This is a genomic window from Pseudomonas lurida (assembly GCF_002563895.1).
In the GTDB taxonomy this organism is placed as follows: Bacteria; Pseudomonadota; Gammaproteobacteria; order Pseudomonadales; family Pseudomonadaceae; genus Aquipseudomonas; species Aquipseudomonas lurida.
Map to the genome: position 1 here is coordinate 4,786,448 of NZ_PDJB01000001.1, position 17,984 is coordinate 4,804,431.

Genomic DNA, 17,984 nt, shown 5'->3' on the forward strand with positions numbered 1-17,984 from the left:
AAACCCATGTGGGAGCGGGCTTGCTCGCGAAGGCGGAGGGTCAGTCACTGAATCTTTGACTGAACCACCGCTATCGCGGGCAAGCCCGCTCCCACAGCCTTGAACGGGTTTATTCAGCCACCAGGGCATCGACTTCGGCCGTGCCGGGTGACGTAGCCGGCCCCCACCGCGTCACCGCCAAAGCTGCCGCCCCATTCGCACGGCGCGCCGCTTCAGCAGGCTTCAAGCCTCTGGCCAAGCCCGCTATGAATACCCCCGCATGCGCGTCCCCCGCGCCGTTGCTGTCAACCGCCCGCACCTTGAAGCCGGCCACGTGCTCAACGGCATTCGCTCGCCCTACCCAGCAGCCATTCGGCCCGTCGCGAACCACCAGCAGCGTCTGCGCAGGCAGGTGTTCGCTCAGCGCTGGCAACGCGGCAGCGATATCCGCTGCGCCGGTAAATGCCAGGGCTTCGGGGCCGTTGCTGGTCCAGATATCGATGCGCGGTAACAACGCGCACATCAAGGCCGAGTCCGGCGCCTTCACCAGCGGACCTGGATCGAACACCACCACGATCTCCCGTGGCAGCGCCAGCAACCAGTCGATCAGCGGTTGTGCCTTGCCCTCCAGCAACAGGCTGTAGCCGCTGACATACACATAGTCGTCAGCCTGCGGTTCAACCTTGGCCAAGTCCTCGGCACTCAGTTCCCCCTCGGCGCCGATGTGGGAAATGAAGGTGCGTTCGGTGGTGGCTTCGGTCAGTGACACGCACAAACCGGTGTCCTTGCCTTCACTGGTCGCCAGGGCCATTTCAATACCCTCGGCCTGCATCGCCGCTCGGGCCAGGTCGCCAAAACGCCCGTTGCCGTGACGCCCCAGGTAGACCACTGGCAGCCCATTACGCCGAGCGGCGGCCATGACATTGAAGCCACCGCCGGCTTCAAAGCTGGCTGATTTCGCCAGCACGTCACCGCCGGTTGCGGGCAAGGTATCGAGGGCCATGACCAGGTCGACGATGACCTGGCCGGTGTGCAGCAATCTAGACATTAGGGCTCTCTACTAAAGCCGGGCGGCGGTCAGCTGCGCCGCCCAGTACCGCATAAATCCCGCCGGCCACCAGGAAGGTGACGATCCAGCCCAGGCCGTTGTGGCCCAGCCACGAGTCGGACAAAGGCCCGGCGAACCAAATGTTTTCGGCGGTGGTGCCGATGGTGGTGAAGCTGAAGCCCAGCACGATCGCCACGGCCCAGGCGCCGAACGCACGCCACTCCACACCGCCGCGATACCAGTAGGCGCTGCTTGGGCTCACGTCCAGCAGGTCCTTGGGGCTGTAGTAGTGACGATGGATCAGGTCGACCACGAAGATGCCGACCCATGCGGTAATCGGTACCGCCAGCAGCGAGATGAACGTGATGAATGGGCCGTAGAAACTGTCGGCGATCAGCATGAAGTAAATCGAGCCGGCGAAGATCGCAACGATGTCGACGATCACCGCATGCACGCGCTTGACCTTCAGGCCGAGGGTCAGGGTGGTGAGGCCCGCCGAATACACCGAGAGGTTGTTGGACAACAGCAGCCCGCCGAACGCGGTGATCAGGTACGGCACCGCCATCCAGGTCGGCAGCATGTCGCGTATCGCGACGATCGGGTCAGTGGCCGAGGCCAGGTCGTTGTTACCCACCGACAGCAGGCCGCCAAGGGTGATCAGCAACACCAGGGGAATGCCCGCACCAAACGCGGCGGATGCCACCAGGCGCACAGCCTTGACGCTGCGGTGCTGGTAGCGCGACATGTCGGCACCGGCGTTGGCCCAGCCGATACCGGTACCGGCCGCCATGGTACCGATGCCGATGATCATCGCGCTGAGCGGTGCCGGCGTGGCGTTGAATACGGCACTCCAATCAATGGTGGCGCAGAGGAAGCCGCCGACCAGGATATTCAAGGCGCCGAACACATAGGTGGCCCACTTCTGGATCACCAGCAAGGTGGCGTGGCCCAGGCCGGATACCGACAAGGTCAGCAGCACAAAGATGGCGATGAAGATCAGGGTGAGCACCGGGGCGCTTTTCGCCTCGACAGGAGACCCGAACAGGATCGAGCACAACGACAGCAGCACGAACGCAGCGGTGGTGGTGTTGACGGTTTCCCAGCCTAGGCGTGACATCAGCGACACCAACGTCGGCCCGATATTGCCGCGCACGCCAAAGATGGCGCGGGACAGGGTCAGGCTGGGCGCACGCCCACGGCGACCCGCGATGGAAATAATGCCCACCACGGCGAAGGAGCCGGCGGCGCCGAGGATCGCGACGATGATCGCCTGCCAGATCGCCAGGCCGCGAAACGCGACCAGTGTCGCCCCGAGCGGCAAGCCGAGGATGCTGATATTGGCCGCGAACCACACCCAGAACAGTTGCAGCGGGTGACCGTTGCACTCGCCTTCAGGAACCGGTTCGATGCCGCGTGTTTCCAATTGCCCGGCGCTCTGGCCGGAAGAAGTCGTGCTCATGAGGGGTGCTCCAAGTGCCTGTATTGTTGTGGTTGTGGCAGAGAATCAAATCGTTAACCGGTCATCCTGACTCGACGCTATCGCATGCGGGAGCGGGCTTGGTTGCGTAGACCCGCCCACCGATGCATAACCGTACACACCGCCTTCGAACAAGCCCGCTCCCACATGGGTGCAGGCGGCGCTTATCGAATCGTGAGCAGCCCTTGGACCAGCGGCTGCAAGTCCAGGCCATTGACCTGCTTGACCTGTTCGATCAGCGCTTCGGGCCAGCACTGCATGCCCAGGCACGCACCGAGCATGGCGCCCAGCATCGCCGCGATGGTGTCGGTGTCACCGCCAAGGCTGGCCGCCAGGCACAGCGCCTCGAAGGCATCCATCTCGCCCACCGCCACTTGCTGGGCCAGGGCAAACGACACCACCACCGACTCCTGAGAAGCGACGGAGGTGCCGATCAATTCGTATAACAGGTCGGCGAACAGCGTCTTGTCGCCGCTGCCGACGCTCAAGGTCCGCGCCCAACTGATGCGGGTGGAAATGCGCCCGCCAGCAATCCAGTGGCCGTGCCCTTCCGCTTGCTGGGCAACCTGAGTGCCGATGTTCAACGCTTCGCCCAGGTCCACGCCGTTGATACCCGCCGACACGACCGCCGCCACCGCCGCGGCACTGGAAATGCCCAGGGTGGTGTTATGGGTCACCTGGCAGGCCTGGATCACCGCCTGGATAAACTGCACCGGGTCGCTGACATCGGCGGCAATCCCCACCGGGGTGATGCGCATCGCTGCGCCGTTGGTGGTGCCATAGCGGCCGGACTCTTCCGGCGTGTGGCCGGCGAGGATCATGTCGATCGCACGCTTGGTGGAAGGCCCAAGCAAATCCTGCGAGCCCTTGGCGCGCATCACTGCTTCCCAGTCGATCAGGCGCTGGGCCAGGACCGTGGGTTCGATTTTGCCTTGGCCTTCCACCAGCAACTCACCGACCAGGATGGCCTGCTCGGTGTCATCGGTGATGGAGCCGGCAGGCATGTTCGGCGCGATTGGCTGGTCGGCGCCGGCATCTTCCAGGCCAGTGATGGCACCGAAACGCGCGCGGACTTGCTCACGGCTCAGTGACTGGGTGGGCATGCCCAGGGCATCGCCCAATGCCAGGCCGTAGAACGCACCGAGGGCGCGATTGTGCGGGGTCATTTCGAGTTTCCAAACTGGAGGTGCAGACGAAAGTGCAGAGGGTCGAGCAGGCTTTCGACATGCTCCATGAAACGCTCGCGACGGTCATAGGTGGTACGCGATGCCTTCAGAAACACTGTGCCTGCGGGCCGGCCGAGCAGCTCGGCGTCTTCATCGCTGAGAGGTTCCGCGCCGATCCATTGATCACCTTCGGCACCGACATAACCGTAGGCGGCCAAGGTGATCGTCAGGGAGTTATCGATCAGGCCCACGCTCGGCAGGCTTTCCAGGCCTCCGGAGGCTGGCATCAGCGAGCGCTCCAGCGAAACGGCGGTGCCGTCGCTGGTACGACGACGGCGGTCGAGGGCGATGAATTGGTCGCTGCCGAAACGGCTGAACAGGTCCGGGCGGGTGACGGCTTCCAGGCGCAGGATGTCGGTGCTCACACGGGCGCCCGTGTCAGCCAGGGCCTGGGCCCAACCGCTGTGCTGGTCGAGCACCATGCCGTCAAAGGTGACGATGGAGCCGACGCCGCTCTGGGTCGCGATGTAATTGCGTCGCTTGAGTTCGGCGAGGGCTTCGCGCAGGGTGCCTCGGCTGACCGCGAACTCTTCGGCCAGTTGGTGCTCGCCCGGCAGCAGGAAACCGTCGGCCATCACCCCACCCTCGATACGGCGGATGAGCTCGTCGACGACGCGTTTTTTCTTATCAAATCGAACATGTCTAATCATGTACAAATTGATAACCGAAAGTGCCCGTTGACAGCAAGCGAATTATTTCAGGGAGATGAAAAAACCGGCCTCAGGGTTCCAGGCCAATGGGGAAAAACGCTCCACCACTCCAGACGCCCAGCCAGTTCTGACCATTGATCGGACGGCTTACCGCCAGCTCCACCAATTGGTAGAACGCGTTGCGATGCACCAGGGCTTCGAGATTGGTGCGCACACGCAGATAAGGCGCAGGTTCCTGGGTGACGGGGTCGATCACCACCCGCAACGGGTGTTCGAGGCCCGCCTCGACCTGCTCATCGACATTGGTGGTAAAGCGCAGCACCTGAGCTTCACCCTGCCCTTCGACTTCCAGGGTAACCGCCACGAACGGCGCATCATCGACGGTGATACCCACCTTTTCCACGGGAGTGACCAGGAAGTAATCATCGCCATCGCGGCGAATGATGTTGGAGAACAACTTGACCATCGGCTTACGCCCGATCGGCGTGCCCTGGTAGAACCACGTACCATCGCGGGCAATACGCATGTCGATGTTGCCGCAGAAGTCCGGGTTCCACAGGTGCACCGGGGCCGGTCCCTTGCCTTTGGGCAGTTGGGCCAGCAGATCGTTGGCCTTGGCGGAATCGGTCATGAGGTTCTCCTGGTGCTTACTGATCACTCATCCCCAGCAGGCCGCGAGCATACTGCGCCAGCGGGCGGGCAATCAGGTCTTCTGGCTTGTTGTCGTGGAACGTCAGTAAACCGCCACGACTGCGAATACGTGCAGTATCAATCAAATACTGGGTGCTGGTCTCGATCAACATGATCTGGATGACACCGCTGTCCAGCCCGACGCGGTCCAGGGCTTCCTGATCGGCCCACTCATCCGCGTTGCCGATGCGGTCATCGGCCTTGGCGAAGCGGCAGTACAGCAGGTAGTGAGCACCCGCCGCACGGGCTTCAGCCATTGCCTGCTCCAGACCTTCCGGCTGACGGGCGCGGCGCACCATGGGGAAATATTCGACAAAGCCATTGAAGGCTTCTTCGGCCACCACGTTCGGTCGCGGGTAAGCGCTGCCCGGTGGAACGAAGGCGCCCTGGGCGATAAAGATAAAGGAGTCCGGCTGAACGCGAATCGAGGCGGTACGGCGGGTATCGCTGTGGTCCAGCAAACCGGCATCACTCATCTGATAACGGGTGCCTTCGGCCATATCGCTGACGGTCATGCAACCACTCAGCGTCAACGACGCCAGCAACAAAACCAGACTACGCATCCTAATCCTCCAGAAGCCGGTGACGGAAAACCGGCGAATGGGCGTGAGATGCAGAATCCAGGCCATTCAGCGACGACGCAAAACAAATGTGGGAGCGGGCTTGCTCGCTCCCACAGGGAATTATGTTGAGTTCGGAAATCGCGTCAGCCGCCAATGATCTTCATGATGGTGGCGCCGCCAGAGAAGGCGACTTCCTGTTTGTCGCCCAGCGCTTTCATCAACAGGCCCTGCAGCGCTGGCAATGCTTGATGGCGCGGCTTGTCCAGCAGGTCACCGACGTAGTGACGGTTACTCGACGACAGGCAGCCATGCAACCACCCCGTGGACGACAGCCGCAACCGCGAACAGGTACGGCAGAACGGCACGCTTTCGTTGGCGATCACACCAAAGAAGCCCTTGCCCGGCACTTCGTAGCGCACGGCCGTGGCGTCCACGGGGGCATTGGCTTGCAGGTATTCATACTGCTCGCCGATCAGCCCGAGCAGTTGCTGCAGGCTGACAAATTGCTGCAGGAACGCATTGGAGTCCTTGGCCAGGTGGCCCATGCGCATCAGCTCGATGAAGCGCAGCTCATAGCCACGCTCCAGGCAATAGTCGAGCAGCGGCATGACCTGGTCGAGGTTCTGCCCGCGCAACGGCACCATGTTGACCTTGATCTTCATCCCGGCAGCGCGAGCCTGGTCCATGCCGTCGAGCACAGTGGCCAGGTCACCGCCACGGGCGATGCCGCGGAAAGCGTCCGCATCCAGGGTATCGAGGGAGACGTTGATGCGCTTGATCCCAGCATCCACCAACAGTGGCAGCTTACGTGCCAGCAACTGGCCGTTAGTGGTCAAGCTGATATCACTGAGGCCCATGCCACCCACCGCGCCCATGAAGGCTTCCAGCTTGGGACTGACCAGTGGCTCACCGCCGGTAATGCGCAGACGCTCTATGCCTGCCGCTTCAATCAGGTAAGCCACGCCACGGGCCATGGCCTCGGCCGAGAGTTCGTCCTGGGCAGCCACCAGCCGCTTGCCGTTAGGCACGCAGTAGGTACACGCGTAATTGCAGGCTGAGGTCAGGCTGATCCGCAAATTGCGAAAACGCCTGCCTTGACGATCAACGATCATGGATCACTCCGGCAGAGGATGGTTCGGGCGCGCTAAAAGCTGACTGAAAAATCAGCTTTTAGCAAGAGTCCATGCCTGAGTATATTCCTGGGGTACTACGCGTGGCAGCAAATCATTACGTGGCCGGGGTTTGCGCCGGCGCTGCGTCAGGTGCTGCTGGCTCGCTGCTGTGCTTGCGCTTGTTGCCCATGCGCACGCCGATGTCCATCAGGAACTGGAAGAAACCTTCCTGATCTTCCAGCACATTGCTCCAGAACGGCGAGTGGTACAACGCCACGGCGCCGTGCACCAAGGCCCAGGCAGCGCAGTAGTGGAAATAAGGCGGCACATCTTCAAGCTTGCCTTCACTGATGCGGCCCTTGATCAGCAGGGTCAGGCGTTCGAAGTTCGAGGCGCGGATCTTGTGCAGCTCCTCGACCATCTCCGGCACTTGGTGGCCCTTGACCACCTTCTCTTCCAGGCGATCGAACAAGCGGTAACGCTGCGGGTCACGCATGCGGAACTCGAAGTAGGCGCGGGACAAGGCTTCCTTGTCCTTGTCGACGTCAGCCGAATGCAACAGCTCGTTCAAGTCGCGCTCGTAGTCGAGCATCAGGCGCAGGTAGATCTCGGCCTTGGACTTGAAGTGCTTGTAGATCGTGCCTTTGCCGATACCCACGGCATCCGCAATCATCTCGACGGTGACGCTGTCTTCACCTTGTTCAAGGAACAGCTTGAGTGCGGTGTCGAGAATTTCCTGCTCACGGCGGCGAAACTCACGGACCTTACGGGGTTCTTTGTGCATGAGGAAGAGGTCTGCAGAGGTCGATATTAGGGAGGGTTGCGCACGGCCACGGATACGTGGCGATACGATTTACCCGATGCGAGGGATTATCCCGACTGAACGGTCGTTGGGCAATGTCTATGTGACCCCATCACGCACTTTACTTTCAATACGCCAACGTTTTGGTGGGTATCAGTCAGAAATAATACGCAACAACTGCACCCGTGCACCTGCCTGATGAGAACTCAAGCGAAGCGCGCGTATTCCAAATCTGTTTAAAAAACGACCAGTCGCGACTGGACTGAATCGGATACTGATCAATACTTGAACTGTCGGCGTGACATCTCCCCCAAGTGAAGCGCCGACCTGGGTACCAACGGACCGTGTGCCCTTGTTTTACTCCTAATGGTCTTAGCCCGGATTCACCCCCCAGAACCCGGGTTTTTTTTGCCTGCGATTTCTTCACTGCGCTCGCGAAGAGCTCACGGACGACGCGCTAAACCGCATGACCCGCGGCATCGTCAACGCCCTTCGCGAGCAGGCCCGCTCCCACATGAGCCAATGGGAACAGGCGCTTGAAGTTCTCGGTGGTCTGCTCGGCAAAGCGCTCGCAGGACTCACCGCGCAGCATCGCCAGGTAATCCGCCACATCACGCACATACTCGGGCAGGTTTGGCTTGCCGCGATGAGGAATGGGCGCCAGGTACGGCGAGTCGGTTTCCACCAGCAGGCGGTCGGCCGGCACTTGGCGCGCGACGTCACGCAGGGCGTCGGCATTGCGGAAGGTGACAATGCCCGATAGGGAAATGTAGAAGCCCAGGTCCAGGGCTGCCTTGGCCATGTCCCAGTCCTCGGTGAAGCAGTGCAACACACCGGCCTGCGGCAGTGCAGCTTCACGCAGCAGCGTCAAGGTGTCGGCGCGCGCGCCACGGGTGTGGACGATCACCGGCTTGCCGGTCTGCTGGGCGGCCTGCAGGTGCAGGCGGAAGGAGGCCTGCTGCAACTCGGCAGCCTCGGGCTCGTAGTGGTAATCCAGGCCGGTCTCACCAATGGCCACCACACGTGGGTGATTGAGTTCGCCCAGCAGCCAGTCAAGGGCCGGGGCTTCACCGGGCTTGAGGTCCAGCGGATGGATACCCACCGAGCAATCCACATCGGCATAACGCTCGGCCAGAGCCTTGACGTCGGCAGCGTTTTCGGCGCTGACGCCGATGCACAGGAAGTGCCCTACCCCACGCTGGCGTGCGGCTTCGAGTGCAGCGTCAAGGGAACCGCCGTGCTGGGCCAGGTCGAGGCGATCAAGGTGGCAATGGGAATCTACAAGCATAGGTATCTACAACTTCAGTCACGAAAAGTGTCTGGCCGACGATACACCCGTCGACCACGGAAATTAACGGCGGCCGAGCAAACCGACCCACTGCACCAGCAGCGCTTCAAGCAGCAGGACGCGGTTGAGGTTGGCCTTGCCGAGCACCTTCTGGCGCTGGGCGAGGATCCAGTCCTGGATCGTGAGCACCTTGTCCTGGGCACTTTTTTGCGCCAGGTATTGCACGACCTTGCGCATATCCGGCAGGCCCAGGCCGTTTTCGTCCTGGGTCAGCTGATAGCGCAGGATCAGGCTCGACCAGTCGCAGAACCAGTCGAACAGCAACAGCAAGGGAATGTCCTTCCAGGCAGTTTCTGCCAGTTGGGTGGCGGACACTTCCTGCTTGATCAATTTCTTCACGCCGTCCACCACCAGCGCGCGTTGCTCACGCACACCCTGGGCTTGCAGCTTCACCGCAGCCAACGGCGAGCCGGCTGCCAGGGTCAGCAGTTCAACGCGCTCGTCCTGGGTGCACTCCGGCAACGCCCGCGCCAGCCACTCAAGGCTCATGGCCTCGCTCGGCAGCGGACACGCCTGCTGCACGCAGCGGCTGCGGATGGTCGGCAGCAGCCGGCTGGACTGGTGGCTCACCAGCAGCAACACGGTATCGCCGGACGGCTCTTCCAGGCTCTTGAGCAAGGCGTTGGCGGCATTGATGTTCATCGCTTCCACCGGCTCGATCAGTACAACCTTGCGCCCGCCCATCTGCGCGGTTTGCACCACGAAGCTGACGAGGTCACGCACCTGGTCGACCTTGATCGCCTTGTCGGCTTCTTCGGGCTCCAGCAGGTAGTTATCCGGATGGCTGCCGGCCTTGAGCAACAGGCAAGACTTGCACTCGCCGCAGGCTTCCAGGTTAACCGGACGCTGGCACAGCAAGCTGGCCATGAGTCGCTCGGCCAGGTCACGCTTACCGATCCCCACCGGCCCATGCAACAGGTAGGCGTGGGCGTGCTGGGCGCGGCCGGCCAGTTGTTGCCACAGGCTGTCCTGCCAGGGGTAGGCTTCAGCCACGGGCGCGCTCCAGCAGTGTTGGCAACAGGGCATCGATGGCTTGCTGCACACGGGCCAGCGGCTGGGCCGCGTCCAGCAGGTGATAACGAGCAGGCTCGGCAGCGGCGCGCTTGAGGAATGCGGTACGCACTGCGTCGAAGAAGGCCTGGCCTTCGAGCTCAAAACGGTCCAGGCGACCACGGGCACTGGCGCGGGCCAGGCCCACTTCCACCGGCAGGTCGAACACCAGGGTCAGGTCAGGGCGCAGGTCGCCTTGCACGAAGGTTTCCAGGGTAGCGATGCGCTCCAGGGACAGGCCCCGACCACCGCCCTGGTAGGCATAGGTGGAGTCGGTGAACCGGTCGCAGATCACCACGGCACCGCGCGCCAGGGCCGGGCGAATCACCTCGGCCAAATGCTGGGCACGCGCGGCGAACACCAGCAGCAGTTCGGTGTCCGGGTCCATCTGTTCTTCACCCGGCGCCAGCAGCACCTCGCGGATACGCTCGGCCAGCGGCGTGCCGCCGGGCTCGCGGGTCAACACCACTTCGATGCCTTCGGTGCGCAGGCGCTCGGCCAGGTAATCGCGGTTGGTGCTTTTGCCGGCGCCTTCGGGGCCTTCCAGGGTAATAAACAAGCCAGTCACAGGCAGTCCTTAGTCAGAATTATTGCGGGCTTTGCGGCGCGGCGGCGTCCGGCGCAGGTTCGGCCGGTTTTTCAACCGGCGCTTGCGAAGGCCCATCGGCAGGTGGCGCGGCATCTCCCGCAGGCTTCACCACCGGTGCCGGGCTGGAGCGGTAATCGGCGCGACGCTTGAGCTGGAACTCACGCACGGCGGCATTATGCGCATCCAGGTCATCGGAGAAAATATGGCTGCCGTCGCCCCGCGCGACAAAATAGAGGCTGCTGCCCGGTACCGGGTTCAGCGCGGCATGGATGGCCTCGCGGCCGACCATGGCGATGGGCGTCGGCGGCAAGCCGGCGACCATGTAGGTGTTGTAGGGGTTGGCTTCCTTGAGGTGGGCGCGGGTCAACTTGCCGTTGTAGCGCTCGCCCAGGCCGTAGATCACCGTCGGGTCAGTCTGCAACAGCATGCCGACCTTCAGGCGCCGCACGAATACGCCGGCGATCTGCCCACGCTCCTCAGGCACGCCGGTCTCCTTCTCCACCAGGGAGGCCATGATCAGCGCTTGATAAGGGTCGGTGTACGGCGCATCGGCAGCGCGCTTGCTCCACTCCTGGGCGAGTACATCGTCCAGGCGGTTGTAGGCTTTTTTCAGGAACTCGACGTCGGTCATGCCACGCACGAAGCGGTAGGTATCGGGAAAGAATCGCCCTTCGGGAAATACGCCGGGATGACCGAGCTTGTCCATGACGTCGCTGTCACTGAGGCCCGACAGGGTCTGCACGATCTTTTCATGCTTGGCGAGGGCTGCGCGCACCTGGCGGAAGTTCCAGCCTTCGACCAGGGTCAGGCTGTACTGAACCACTTCGCCACGCTGCCACAGGCCGATCAGGCCCTGCGCCGTCATGCCAGGCGTCATGCGGTATTCACCGCTGTGCAATGGCTGACCGTCGAGGTTGAAGCGCCAGTACAGCCGCAGCCAGAAGGCGCCTTCAAGCACACCATCGGCTTCCAGGCGATTGAAAGTGCCGGTAGGGGTCGCCCCTGCCGGTACGTCGAGCAATTGTTCCTGGGCCAGGTTCAAGGGCTGCTTCAAGGCAGCGTCGAACTTCCAGGCCGAATAGCCCAACAGCAAAGCCGCCGAGAACAGACCAATCAGCAGCAGTACAACCAGTTTTCGTATCAACTCAAATTTCCAATAGCGCGCGAACAATGCCCTGCAGTTTACGGGTGAGCGGCCCAACCGACCAGCTCATCGCAGCGTACCCGCGCACCGGCCAAATGCCATAAACGCTGTTGCACACAAAGACTTCGTCGGCTTGCCGCAACTGCTCAAGACCGATGTCGGCCACGGCCACCGGGATGCCCAGGGCGTGTGCCTGGGCCAGAATCTCAGCGCGCATCACCCCGGCGACCCCGCAACGCGTCAGATCAGCGGTTAGTAACAAGCCGTTGCACACCAGGAAAACGTTGCTGAACACCCCTTCGATGACACGACCGGACATGTCCAGCATCAAGCCTTCGGCATGCTCAGCGTCTTGCCATTCGGCACGGGCGATCACCTGTTCCAGGCGATTGAGGTGCTTGAGACCGGCCAGCACTGGCTGCTCGGCCAAGCGAGTGGCACAGGGAAACAGGCGGATGCCGTCGGTTCCATGGGCGTGGGGATAGGTGGCGGGCGGACTGCCCTGCAGAATGCGGCGCACCGGCGCGCCAGGGTTGATGCCATAACCACGCAGGCTGTCGCCACGGGTCAGGATCAATTTGAGGACACCGTCGCCGAGGGCGGCGGCATAAGCCAGCACTTCGCTGCGGATCAATACGTGATCCGCAGCCAAGGCGAGCCGCCTGCACCCCTCATCGAGGCGTTGCAGGTGGCGATCGAGCAGCACGGGCTGCCCGGCCCTGGCGGCAATGGTCTCGAACAGCCCATCGCCATACGCCAGGCCGCGATCTTTCAGGGGCACGTTGTCCTCTGGCTGACCGTCGACCCAGCTGTGCATCACTCCGCGAACCGGCGGAACACCAGGGAACCGTTGGTGCCACCAAAACCGAACGAGTTGGAGATCACCACGTCGATCGGCATGGGCTGCGCTTCGTGCGGCACGAAGTTCAGGTCGCAGCCTTCATCCGGCTCATCCAGGTTGATGGTCGGCGGAGCGACCTGATCCTTGATGGCCATGACGCTGAAGATCGCTTCGACCGCACCCGCCGCGCCCAGCAAGTGGCCGGTCATGGACTTGGTGGAGCTGACCGCCAGCTTGTAGGCGTGCTCGCCGAATACCGACTTGATGGCTTCGGCCTCTGCCAGGTCGCCCGTCGGGGTCGACGTGCCATGGGCGTTGATGTACTGCACCTGGTCCGGATTGACCTTGGCATCGCGCAGGGCGTTGGTGATGCAACGCGCAGCGCCGGCACCGTCGGACGGTGGCGAGGTCATGTGGTAGGCGTCGCCGCTCATGCCAAAACCGATCAGCTCGGCGTAGATAGTCGCACCACGCGCCTTGGCGTGCTCCAACTCTTCCAGCACCAAGGCACCGGCACCGTCGGACAGGACGAAACCGTCACGGCCTTTGTCCCACGGACGGCTGGCACGGGTCGGTTCGTCGTTGCGGGTCGACAGCGCGCGGGACGCGCCGAAGCCGCCCATGCCCAGGCCGCAGGCCGCCATTTCGGCACCGCCGGCGATCATCACGTCGGCTTCGTCATAGGCGATGTTGCGCGCCGCCATGCCGATGCAGTGCGTGCCAGTGGTGCACGCCGTGGCGATGGCGTAGTTAGGTCCCTGTGCGCCCAGGTGGATGGACAGGAAACCGGAAATCATATTGATGATCGAGCCGGGCACGAAGAACGGTGAAATTCGACGGGGGCCGGAATCGTGCAACGTGCGGCTGGTTTCTTCGATATTGGTCAAACCGCCAATACCCGAACCCATGGCCACGCCGATGCGGTCACGGTTGGCGTCGGTGACTTCCAGGCCAGCGTTACGCACTGCCTGAAAACCGGCTGCCAGGCCGTATTGAATGAACAGGTCGAGTTTGCGGGATTCTTTGACCGAGAGATATTCCTCGACATTGAAACCCTTTACCGAGCCGCCAAAACGGGTGGAATAGGCAGAAAGGTCCGTGTGTTCAATCAGACCAATACCACTGTGGCCAGCCAGAATGCCCTGCCAACTGCTTGGCACATCCGTGCCCAGTGGCGACAACATACCCATACCGGTGACTACGACGCGTCTACGCGACACAGCACTCTCCTTTTTCTAATGACGACACTTTTGCTTCAGCGCGTACTTTTCATCAGGGCTAAAGAAAAAACCGCACGCCGTTACAGCAGTGCGGTTTTTCCCTGACAGCAAGCGACGACTACAAACTATTACGCCTGGTGGCTAGTAACGTAGTCGATAGCAGCTTGAACAGTAGTGATTTTTTCAGCTTCTTCGTCCGGGATTTCGGTCTCGAATTCCTCTTCCAGAGCCATCACCAGCTCAACGGTGTCAAGGGAATCGGCACCCAGGTCTTCTACGAAGGAAGCAGTGTTGACCACTTCTTCTTCCTTAACGCCCAGTTGCTCGGCGACGATTTTCTTGACGCGCTCTTCGATGGTGCTCATACCTTGTTTAACTCCTAATGGACAAATTCAGGCAGCTGGCCAGTGGGTAAGTGTATAGAAAGCCATTTCAGCTTTTCAACTGAAAGCTTCACCCTGTACCCGGTCGGCCACCTGCCTATAAATTAAGTTGCAGCTTTATAACGGATTTTAGACAGCTCGTATGACATTTTTTTGAAGCGATCCGTCACAATTTAACTCATGTACATCCCGCCGTTCACCGGGATTGTAGCCCCAGTCACGTATGCCGCACCGTCGGATGCCAGGAAAGTGACCACATTCGCGATCTCTTGAGCCTGGCCCAGACGGCCCAGCGGAATCTGCGTCAGCAACGCTTCACGCTGTGCTTCCGGCAGTTCGCGGGTCATATCGGTGTCGATGAACCCTGGGGCCACCGAGTTGACCGTAATGGATCGCGAACCGACCTCACGTGCCAATGCACGGCTGAAACCTTCCAGACCGGCCTTGGCGGAGGCGTAGTTTACTTGGCCTGCGTTGCCCATGGCACCCACTACGGAGCCAATATTGATAATTCGGCCCCAACGCGCCTTGGTCATGCCACGCAAAACGCCCTTGGACAGGCGAAACAGACTGTTCAAGTTGGTGTCGACCACGTCGTACCACTCGTCGTCTTTCATGCGCATCATCAGGTTGTCGCGGGTGATACCGGCGTTATTGACCAGAATCGCCGGCGCGCCGAACTGTGCGGTAATCTCGGCCAGTACGGCAGCCACGGACTCATCGCTGGTCACGTTCAGCTCAAGGCCGGTGCCTTGCACGCCGTTTTCCTTCAGGGTCGCGGCGATCCGCTCGGCGCCCGAGGCGGACGTGGCGGTGCCGATCACAATGGCGCCCTGACGGCCCAGTTCCAGGGCGATGGCCTGGCCAATGCCACGGCTTGCGCCGGTGACCAGTGCAACTTTACCTTGCAGACTCATGCAGGCTTCTCCTTAGTTCGGGGGTCAGGATCAAGAGCTCAGGCCAGCGCTGCGCGCAGCAGCGAAGGCATCCGGCGTATTGAGGTTAGCGGTGGACACACCGTCGGCGCAGCGTTTGTTCAGGCCGGCCAGGACTTTGCCCGGACCGCACTCGACCAGCTCGGTGGCGCCATTGGCCGCCAGGGTCTGGACCGACTCAACCCAGCGTACCGGCTTGTACAGCTGTTCCAGCAGGTCGCGCTTGAGGGTGTCGAGGTCGGCAGCCACGGCGGCACTGACGTTTTGCACCAGCGGGATCTGCGGCGCCTGCCAGTTGACGGCGGCGATGGACTCGGCAAAACGCTCGGCAGCCGGGCGCATCAGCTCGCAGTGCGACGGCACGCTCACCGGCAACGGCAAGGCGCGCTTGGCGCCACGGGCCTTGCAACCCTCGATGGCACGCTCAACGGCAGCCTTGGCACCGGCGATCACCACCTGGCCAGGGGAGTTGAAGTTCACTGCGCTGACGACTTCGCCCTGGGCCGCTTCGGCACAGGCTTCGATCACGACGGCATCGTCCAGGCCCAGGATCGCGGCCATGCCGCCCTGACCGGCCGGAACGGCCTCTTGCATCAGTTGGCCACGACGCTCGACCAGCTTGACCGCTTCACCGAGGGTCAGGCTACCCGCCGCCACCAGGGCGCTGTATTCGCCAAGGCTGTGACCGGCGACGAACGCCGGGCGCGCGCCGCCTTCTGCCAGCCACAAGCGCCACAGGGCGATCGAAGCGGTCAGGATGGCCGGCTGGGTTTTATCGGTTTGGTTGAGTTGCTCTTCCGGCCCCTGCTGGGTCAGTGCCCACAGGTCATAACCCAGGGCGTCGGAAGCTTCCTTGAAGGTGTCCAGGATCAACGGGTATTGCGCGCCCAGCTCGGCCAACATGCCGAGGGACTGCGAACCCTGCCCTGGAAAGACGAATGCGAGGGATGTAGACATGTAACAAGCCCCTAATGATCTGGTCGTCAAAAACGCGCACTCCTACGGTGGGAGCGCACGAAACTGACAGATTGGATGGTCAATTGAACTGGCCGGTCACATTTAAGCACTCCCGAGCCGATTCGCCTAAGGCAACAGGTCCTCAAGACGGCCGCGCAAGCGTTGCGGCAGGTTCTCCTGGATCTCGATCACGGCCCGCGCAATTGCGCTTTGGAAGCCCTCCACGCCTGCCGACCCATGGCTTTTCACCACAATGCCCTGCAACCCCAGAAAGCTCGCGCCATTATGGCGCGCCGGGGCCAGGTCAGCCTGCAAGCGACGCATCAGCGGCAGCGCCAGGGCACCGACCAGGCGCGATGCCAGGTTCCGCTTGAACAACGCGTCGATACGCGTGGCGATCATGGTTGCCAGGCCTTCGCTGGATTTGAGCAGGATGTTGCCGACAAACCCGTCGCACACCACCACGTCCGCCTCGCCGCGATACACGCCGTCGCCCTCGACAAAGCCGATGTAGTTAAGGCCCCGCGCGCCTTGCAGCAATGTGGCGGCGAGCTTGACCTGCTGGTTGCCCTTGATGTCTTCGGTGCCGATGTTCAACAAGGCCACACGTGGGCGAGCCACGCCAAGCGCTTCGGCGGCCACCGAGCCCATTACGGCGAACTGGAACAGATGCTCGGCGCTGCAATCGACGTTCGCGCCCAGGTCCAGCAACTGGCAATAGCCTTTTTGCGTCGGAATCGCCGCCACCATCGCAGGCCGGTCAATGCCGGGCAGCGTCTTGAGCACAAACCGCGACAACGCCATCAGTGCCCCGGTATTGCCGGCACTGACACACGCCTGCACCTTTCCATCACGCAGCAGCTCCAGGGCCACACGCATCGAAGAGTCGGGTTTGCCACGCAGGGCCGTCGCCGGCTTGTCATCCATGCTGATGGTTTCGCTGGCCGGCGTAATCGTCAGGCGCGCGCGATCCACCGCCGGATGGCTGGCAATCAGGTCTTCAAGTAAGGAGGGTTGACCGACGAGGGTCAGGTGCAGCGAGGGCGTTGCTGACAGGCTGGCAATGCAAGCCTGAACAATGCTGCGGGGACCGAAGTCCCCGCCCATTGCGTCTATCGCGATGACTAGAGCAGACAAGTGATTACTCGTCAGCGCCCTTGTCGATCACTTTACGGCCACGGTATACGCCTTCTGGCGATACGTGGTGACGCAGGTGAACTTCACCGGTGGTCTTTTCTACGGACAGGGTGCTAGCCTCGAGAGCGTCGTGCGAACGGCGCATGTCACGGGCGGAGCGGGATTTTTTGTTCTGCTGAACAGCCATAATTGATTAACTCCTAAACGTTTGGGTCACGCTTTAACTGCGCCAATACACTGAACGGGTTGGACCGCGTTACCTCGTCCTCGCTCGGTTCGGGCTCGTCATCGAGGCCCGCCGGCTGCTGGCATTCTTCCGGATGATGAGCAGGCACAATGGGCAAGGCGAGCAGAAGCTCCTCCTCGATCAGTGCATGCAGATCCAAAGGATCTTCGCCCAGTTCCAGCACGTCATAACCTTTCGGCAACGACTGGGTATTCGCACCCTCCTTCACCACAGCATAACTGCACTCGCTGTGAATCGGCAGGGTGACCAGCTCAAGACAACGCTGGCAAACCATTTTGACTTCGGTGTCGATAAAGCTGTGAATAACCACAGATTTACGTTCATCTCGTTCAAAAACGAATTTGGCCTGCACCGTACCGACAGTGTCGGAAAGCGGGTCGCAGAGTCTCTCCAAATTGGCCAGCAGCAACTCACCTTGAAGGGAGGTGCCACGATCAGCCAATTTGCGCGGGTCAACGTGAGGTGGAATCGGGTCATTCAACATAGGCGCAGCATTATAGGGATGCACCCAGCCATGTCAAAGGAAATTCGGCCCTGTGCGTCAGCCGGTCGCCCCGCTAGAATCCCTGGCTGCCTTGAGGAGACG

At 61.7% G+C, this 17,984-nt stretch carries 20 protein-coding genes; all 20 read right to left on the minus strand.

Annotated features, from left to right (window positions below; all coding sequences use genetic code 11):
- Positions 1-109 precede the first annotated feature (109 nt).
- Positions 110-1,027 (minus strand): PfkB family carbohydrate kinase, encoded by a 918-nt coding sequence (locus tag ATH90_RS21655; protein WP_069078068.1) that lies wholly within the window; start codon positions 1,025-1,027, stop codon positions 110-112.
- Entirely contained in the window at positions 1,020-2,486 is a 1,467-nt protein-coding gene (locus tag ATH90_RS21660) for a purine-cytosine permease family protein (protein ID WP_025854160.1), read from the minus strand. Before ATH90_RS21660 ends, ATH90_RS21655 begins: the two co-directional genes overlap by 8 nt.
- A gap of 182 nt (positions 2,487-2,668) precedes the next feature.
- Positions 2,669-3,670: an ADP-ribosylglycohydrolase family protein gene (locus ATH90_RS21665; protein WP_098467232.1), complete on the minus strand. Its 1,002-nt coding sequence runs from the start codon at positions 3,668-3,670 to the stop codon at positions 2,669-2,671.
- On the minus strand, positions 3,667-4,380 hold the full coding sequence (locus tag ATH90_RS21670) for a GntR family transcriptional regulator (RefSeq protein WP_034108335.1): 714 nt from the start codon (positions 4,378-4,380) through the stop codon (positions 3,667-3,669). Before ATH90_RS21670 ends, ATH90_RS21665 begins: the two co-directional genes overlap by 4 nt.
- Positions 4,381-4,450: 70 nt before the next feature.
- A complete protein-coding gene (locus tag ATH90_RS21675) occupies positions 4,451-5,011 on the minus strand; it encodes a DUF1285 domain-containing protein (protein WP_034108337.1) in 561 nt (186 codons plus the stop codon).
- A gap of 16 nt (positions 5,012-5,027) precedes the next feature.
- Positions 5,028-5,633 carry a DUF4823 domain-containing protein gene (locus ATH90_RS21680; RefSeq protein ID WP_034108340.1) on the minus strand — a complete coding sequence of 202 codons (606 nt, stop codon included), beginning with the start codon at positions 5,631-5,633 and terminating at the stop codon, positions 5,028-5,030.
- Between the two features lie 143 nt (positions 5,634-5,776).
- The gene (locus ATH90_RS21685; RefSeq protein WP_098467233.1) at positions 5,777-6,745 is read right to left on the minus strand and encodes a GTP 3',8-cyclase MoaA; all 969 of its coding nucleotides are present in this window, start codon (positions 6,743-6,745) and stop codon (positions 5,777-5,779) included.
- A 115-nt stretch (positions 6,746-6,860) separates the two neighbouring features.
- A complete protein-coding gene (locus ATH90_RS21690; RefSeq protein ID WP_069078071.1) occupies positions 6,861-7,529 on the minus strand; it encodes a TetR/AcrR family transcriptional regulator in 669 nt (222 codons plus the stop codon).
- Positions 7,530-8,004: 475 nt separating this feature from the next.
- Positions 8,005-8,835: a TatD family hydrolase gene (locus ATH90_RS21695; RefSeq protein WP_052211137.1), complete on the minus strand. Its 831-nt coding sequence runs from the start codon at positions 8,833-8,835 to the stop codon at positions 8,005-8,007.
- 63 nt (positions 8,836-8,898) lie between these two features.
- The gene (locus ATH90_RS21700) at positions 8,899-9,888 is read right to left on the minus strand and encodes a DNA polymerase III subunit delta' (RefSeq protein ID WP_098467234.1); all 990 of its coding nucleotides are present in this window, start codon (positions 9,886-9,888) and stop codon (positions 8,899-8,901) included.
- Positions 9,881-10,513, minus strand: coding sequence for a dTMP kinase (tmk, locus tag ATH90_RS21705; RefSeq protein ID WP_098467235.1), 633 nt, complete (start codon positions 10,511-10,513; stop codon positions 9,881-9,883). Before tmk ends, ATH90_RS21700 begins: the two co-directional genes overlap by 8 nt.
- A gap of 19 nt (positions 10,514-10,532) precedes the next feature.
- Positions 10,533-11,678 carry an endolytic transglycosylase MltG gene (gene mltG, locus ATH90_RS21710; protein WP_034108350.1) on the minus strand — a complete coding sequence of 382 codons (1,146 nt, stop codon included), beginning with the start codon at positions 11,676-11,678 and terminating at the stop codon, positions 10,533-10,535.
- 1 nt (position 11,679) lies between these two features.
- Complete coding sequence (gene pabC / locus ATH90_RS21715) at positions 11,680-12,495, minus strand: aminodeoxychorismate lyase (RefSeq protein WP_098467236.1); 816 nt, start codon at positions 12,493-12,495, stop codon at positions 11,680-11,682.
- Complete coding sequence (gene fabF, locus ATH90_RS21720; protein ID WP_034108354.1) at positions 12,495-13,739, minus strand: beta-ketoacyl-ACP synthase II; 1,245 nt, start codon at positions 13,737-13,739, stop codon at positions 12,495-12,497. The genes pabC and fabF overlap by 1 nt, the downstream gene beginning before the upstream one ends.
- Positions 13,740-13,867: 128 nt before the next feature.
- Positions 13,868-14,104 (minus strand): acyl carrier protein, encoded by a 237-nt coding sequence (gene acpP, locus ATH90_RS21725; protein ID WP_003175607.1) that lies wholly within the window; start codon positions 14,102-14,104, stop codon positions 13,868-13,870.
- Positions 14,105-14,295: 191 nt separating this feature from the next.
- Entirely contained in the window at positions 14,296-15,039 is a 744-nt protein-coding gene (gene fabG / locus ATH90_RS21730; RefSeq protein WP_034108356.1) for a 3-oxoacyl-ACP reductase FabG, read from the minus strand.
- Positions 15,040-15,069: 30 nt separating this feature from the next.
- On the minus strand, positions 15,070-16,014 hold the full coding sequence (gene fabD, locus ATH90_RS21735; protein WP_034108358.1) for an ACP S-malonyltransferase: 945 nt from the start codon (positions 16,012-16,014) through the stop codon (positions 15,070-15,072).
- Positions 16,015-16,140: 126 nt separating this feature from the next.
- Complete coding sequence (gene plsX / locus ATH90_RS21740; RefSeq protein WP_098467237.1) at positions 16,141-17,151, minus strand: phosphate acyltransferase PlsX; 1,011 nt, start codon at positions 17,149-17,151, stop codon at positions 16,141-16,143.
- 4 nt (positions 17,152-17,155) lie between these two features.
- Positions 17,156-17,338, minus strand: coding sequence for a 50S ribosomal protein L32 (gene rpmF / locus ATH90_RS21745; RefSeq protein WP_003179396.1), 183 nt, complete (start codon positions 17,336-17,338; stop codon positions 17,156-17,158).
- Positions 17,339-17,351: 13 nt separating this feature from the next.
- Entirely contained in the window at positions 17,352-17,882 is a 531-nt protein-coding gene (locus ATH90_RS21750) for a YceD family protein (RefSeq protein ID WP_034108362.1), read from the minus strand.
- Between the last annotated feature and the right edge of the window lie 102 nt (positions 17,883-17,984).

Coding starts and splice junctions, on each gene's coding strand:
- ATH90_RS21655 (WP_069078068.1), bottom strand. CDS start 1,027: ATGTCTAGATTGCTGCACACCGGCCAGGTCATCGTCGACCTGGTCATG.
- ATH90_RS21660 (WP_025854160.1), bottom strand. CDS start 2,486: ATGAGCACGACTTCTTCCGGCCAGAGCGCCGGGCAATTGGAAACACGC.
- ATH90_RS21665 (WP_098467232.1), bottom strand. CDS start 3,670: ATGACCCCGCACAATCGCGCCCTCGGTGCGTTCTACGGCCTGGCATTG.
- ATH90_RS21670 (WP_034108335.1), bottom strand. CDS start 4,380: ATGATTAGACATGTTCGATTTGATAAGAAAAAACGCGTCGTCGACGAG.
- ATH90_RS21675 (WP_034108337.1), bottom strand. CDS start 5,011: ATGACCGATTCCGCCAAGGCCAACGATCTGCTGGCCCAACTGCCCAAA.
- ATH90_RS21680 (WP_034108340.1), bottom strand. CDS start 5,633: ATGCGTAGTCTGGTTTTGTTGCTGGCGTCGTTGACGCTGAGTGGTTGC.
- ATH90_RS21685 (WP_098467233.1), bottom strand. CDS start 6,745: ATGATCGTTGATCGTCAAGGCAGGCGTTTTCGCAATTTGCGGATCAGC.
- ATH90_RS21690 (WP_069078071.1), bottom strand. CDS start 7,529: ATGCACAAAGAACCCCGTAAGGTCCGTGAGTTTCGCCGCCGTGAGCAG.
- ATH90_RS21695 (WP_052211137.1), bottom strand. CDS start 8,835: ATGCTTGTAGATTCCCATTGCCACCTTGATCGCCTCGACCTGGCCCAG.
- pabC (WP_098467236.1), bottom strand. CDS start 12,495: ATGCACAGCTGGGTCGACGGTCAGCCAGAGGACAACGTGCCCCTGAAA.
- acpP (WP_003175607.1), bottom strand. CDS start 14,104: ATGAGCACCATCGAAGAGCGCGTCAAGAAAATCGTCGCCGAGCAACTG.
- fabG (WP_034108356.1), bottom strand. CDS start 15,039: ATGAGTCTGCAAGGTAAAGTTGCACTGGTCACCGGCGCAAGCCGTGGC.
- fabD (WP_034108358.1), bottom strand. CDS start 16,014: ATGTCTACATCCCTCGCATTCGTCTTTCCAGGGCAGGGTTCGCAGTCC.
- rpmF (WP_003179396.1), bottom strand. CDS start 17,338: ATGGCTGTTCAGCAGAACAAAAAATCCCGCTCCGCCCGTGACATGCGC.
- ATH90_RS21750 (WP_034108362.1), bottom strand. CDS start 17,882: ATGTTGAATGACCCGATTCCACCTCACGTTGACCCGCGCAAATTGGCT.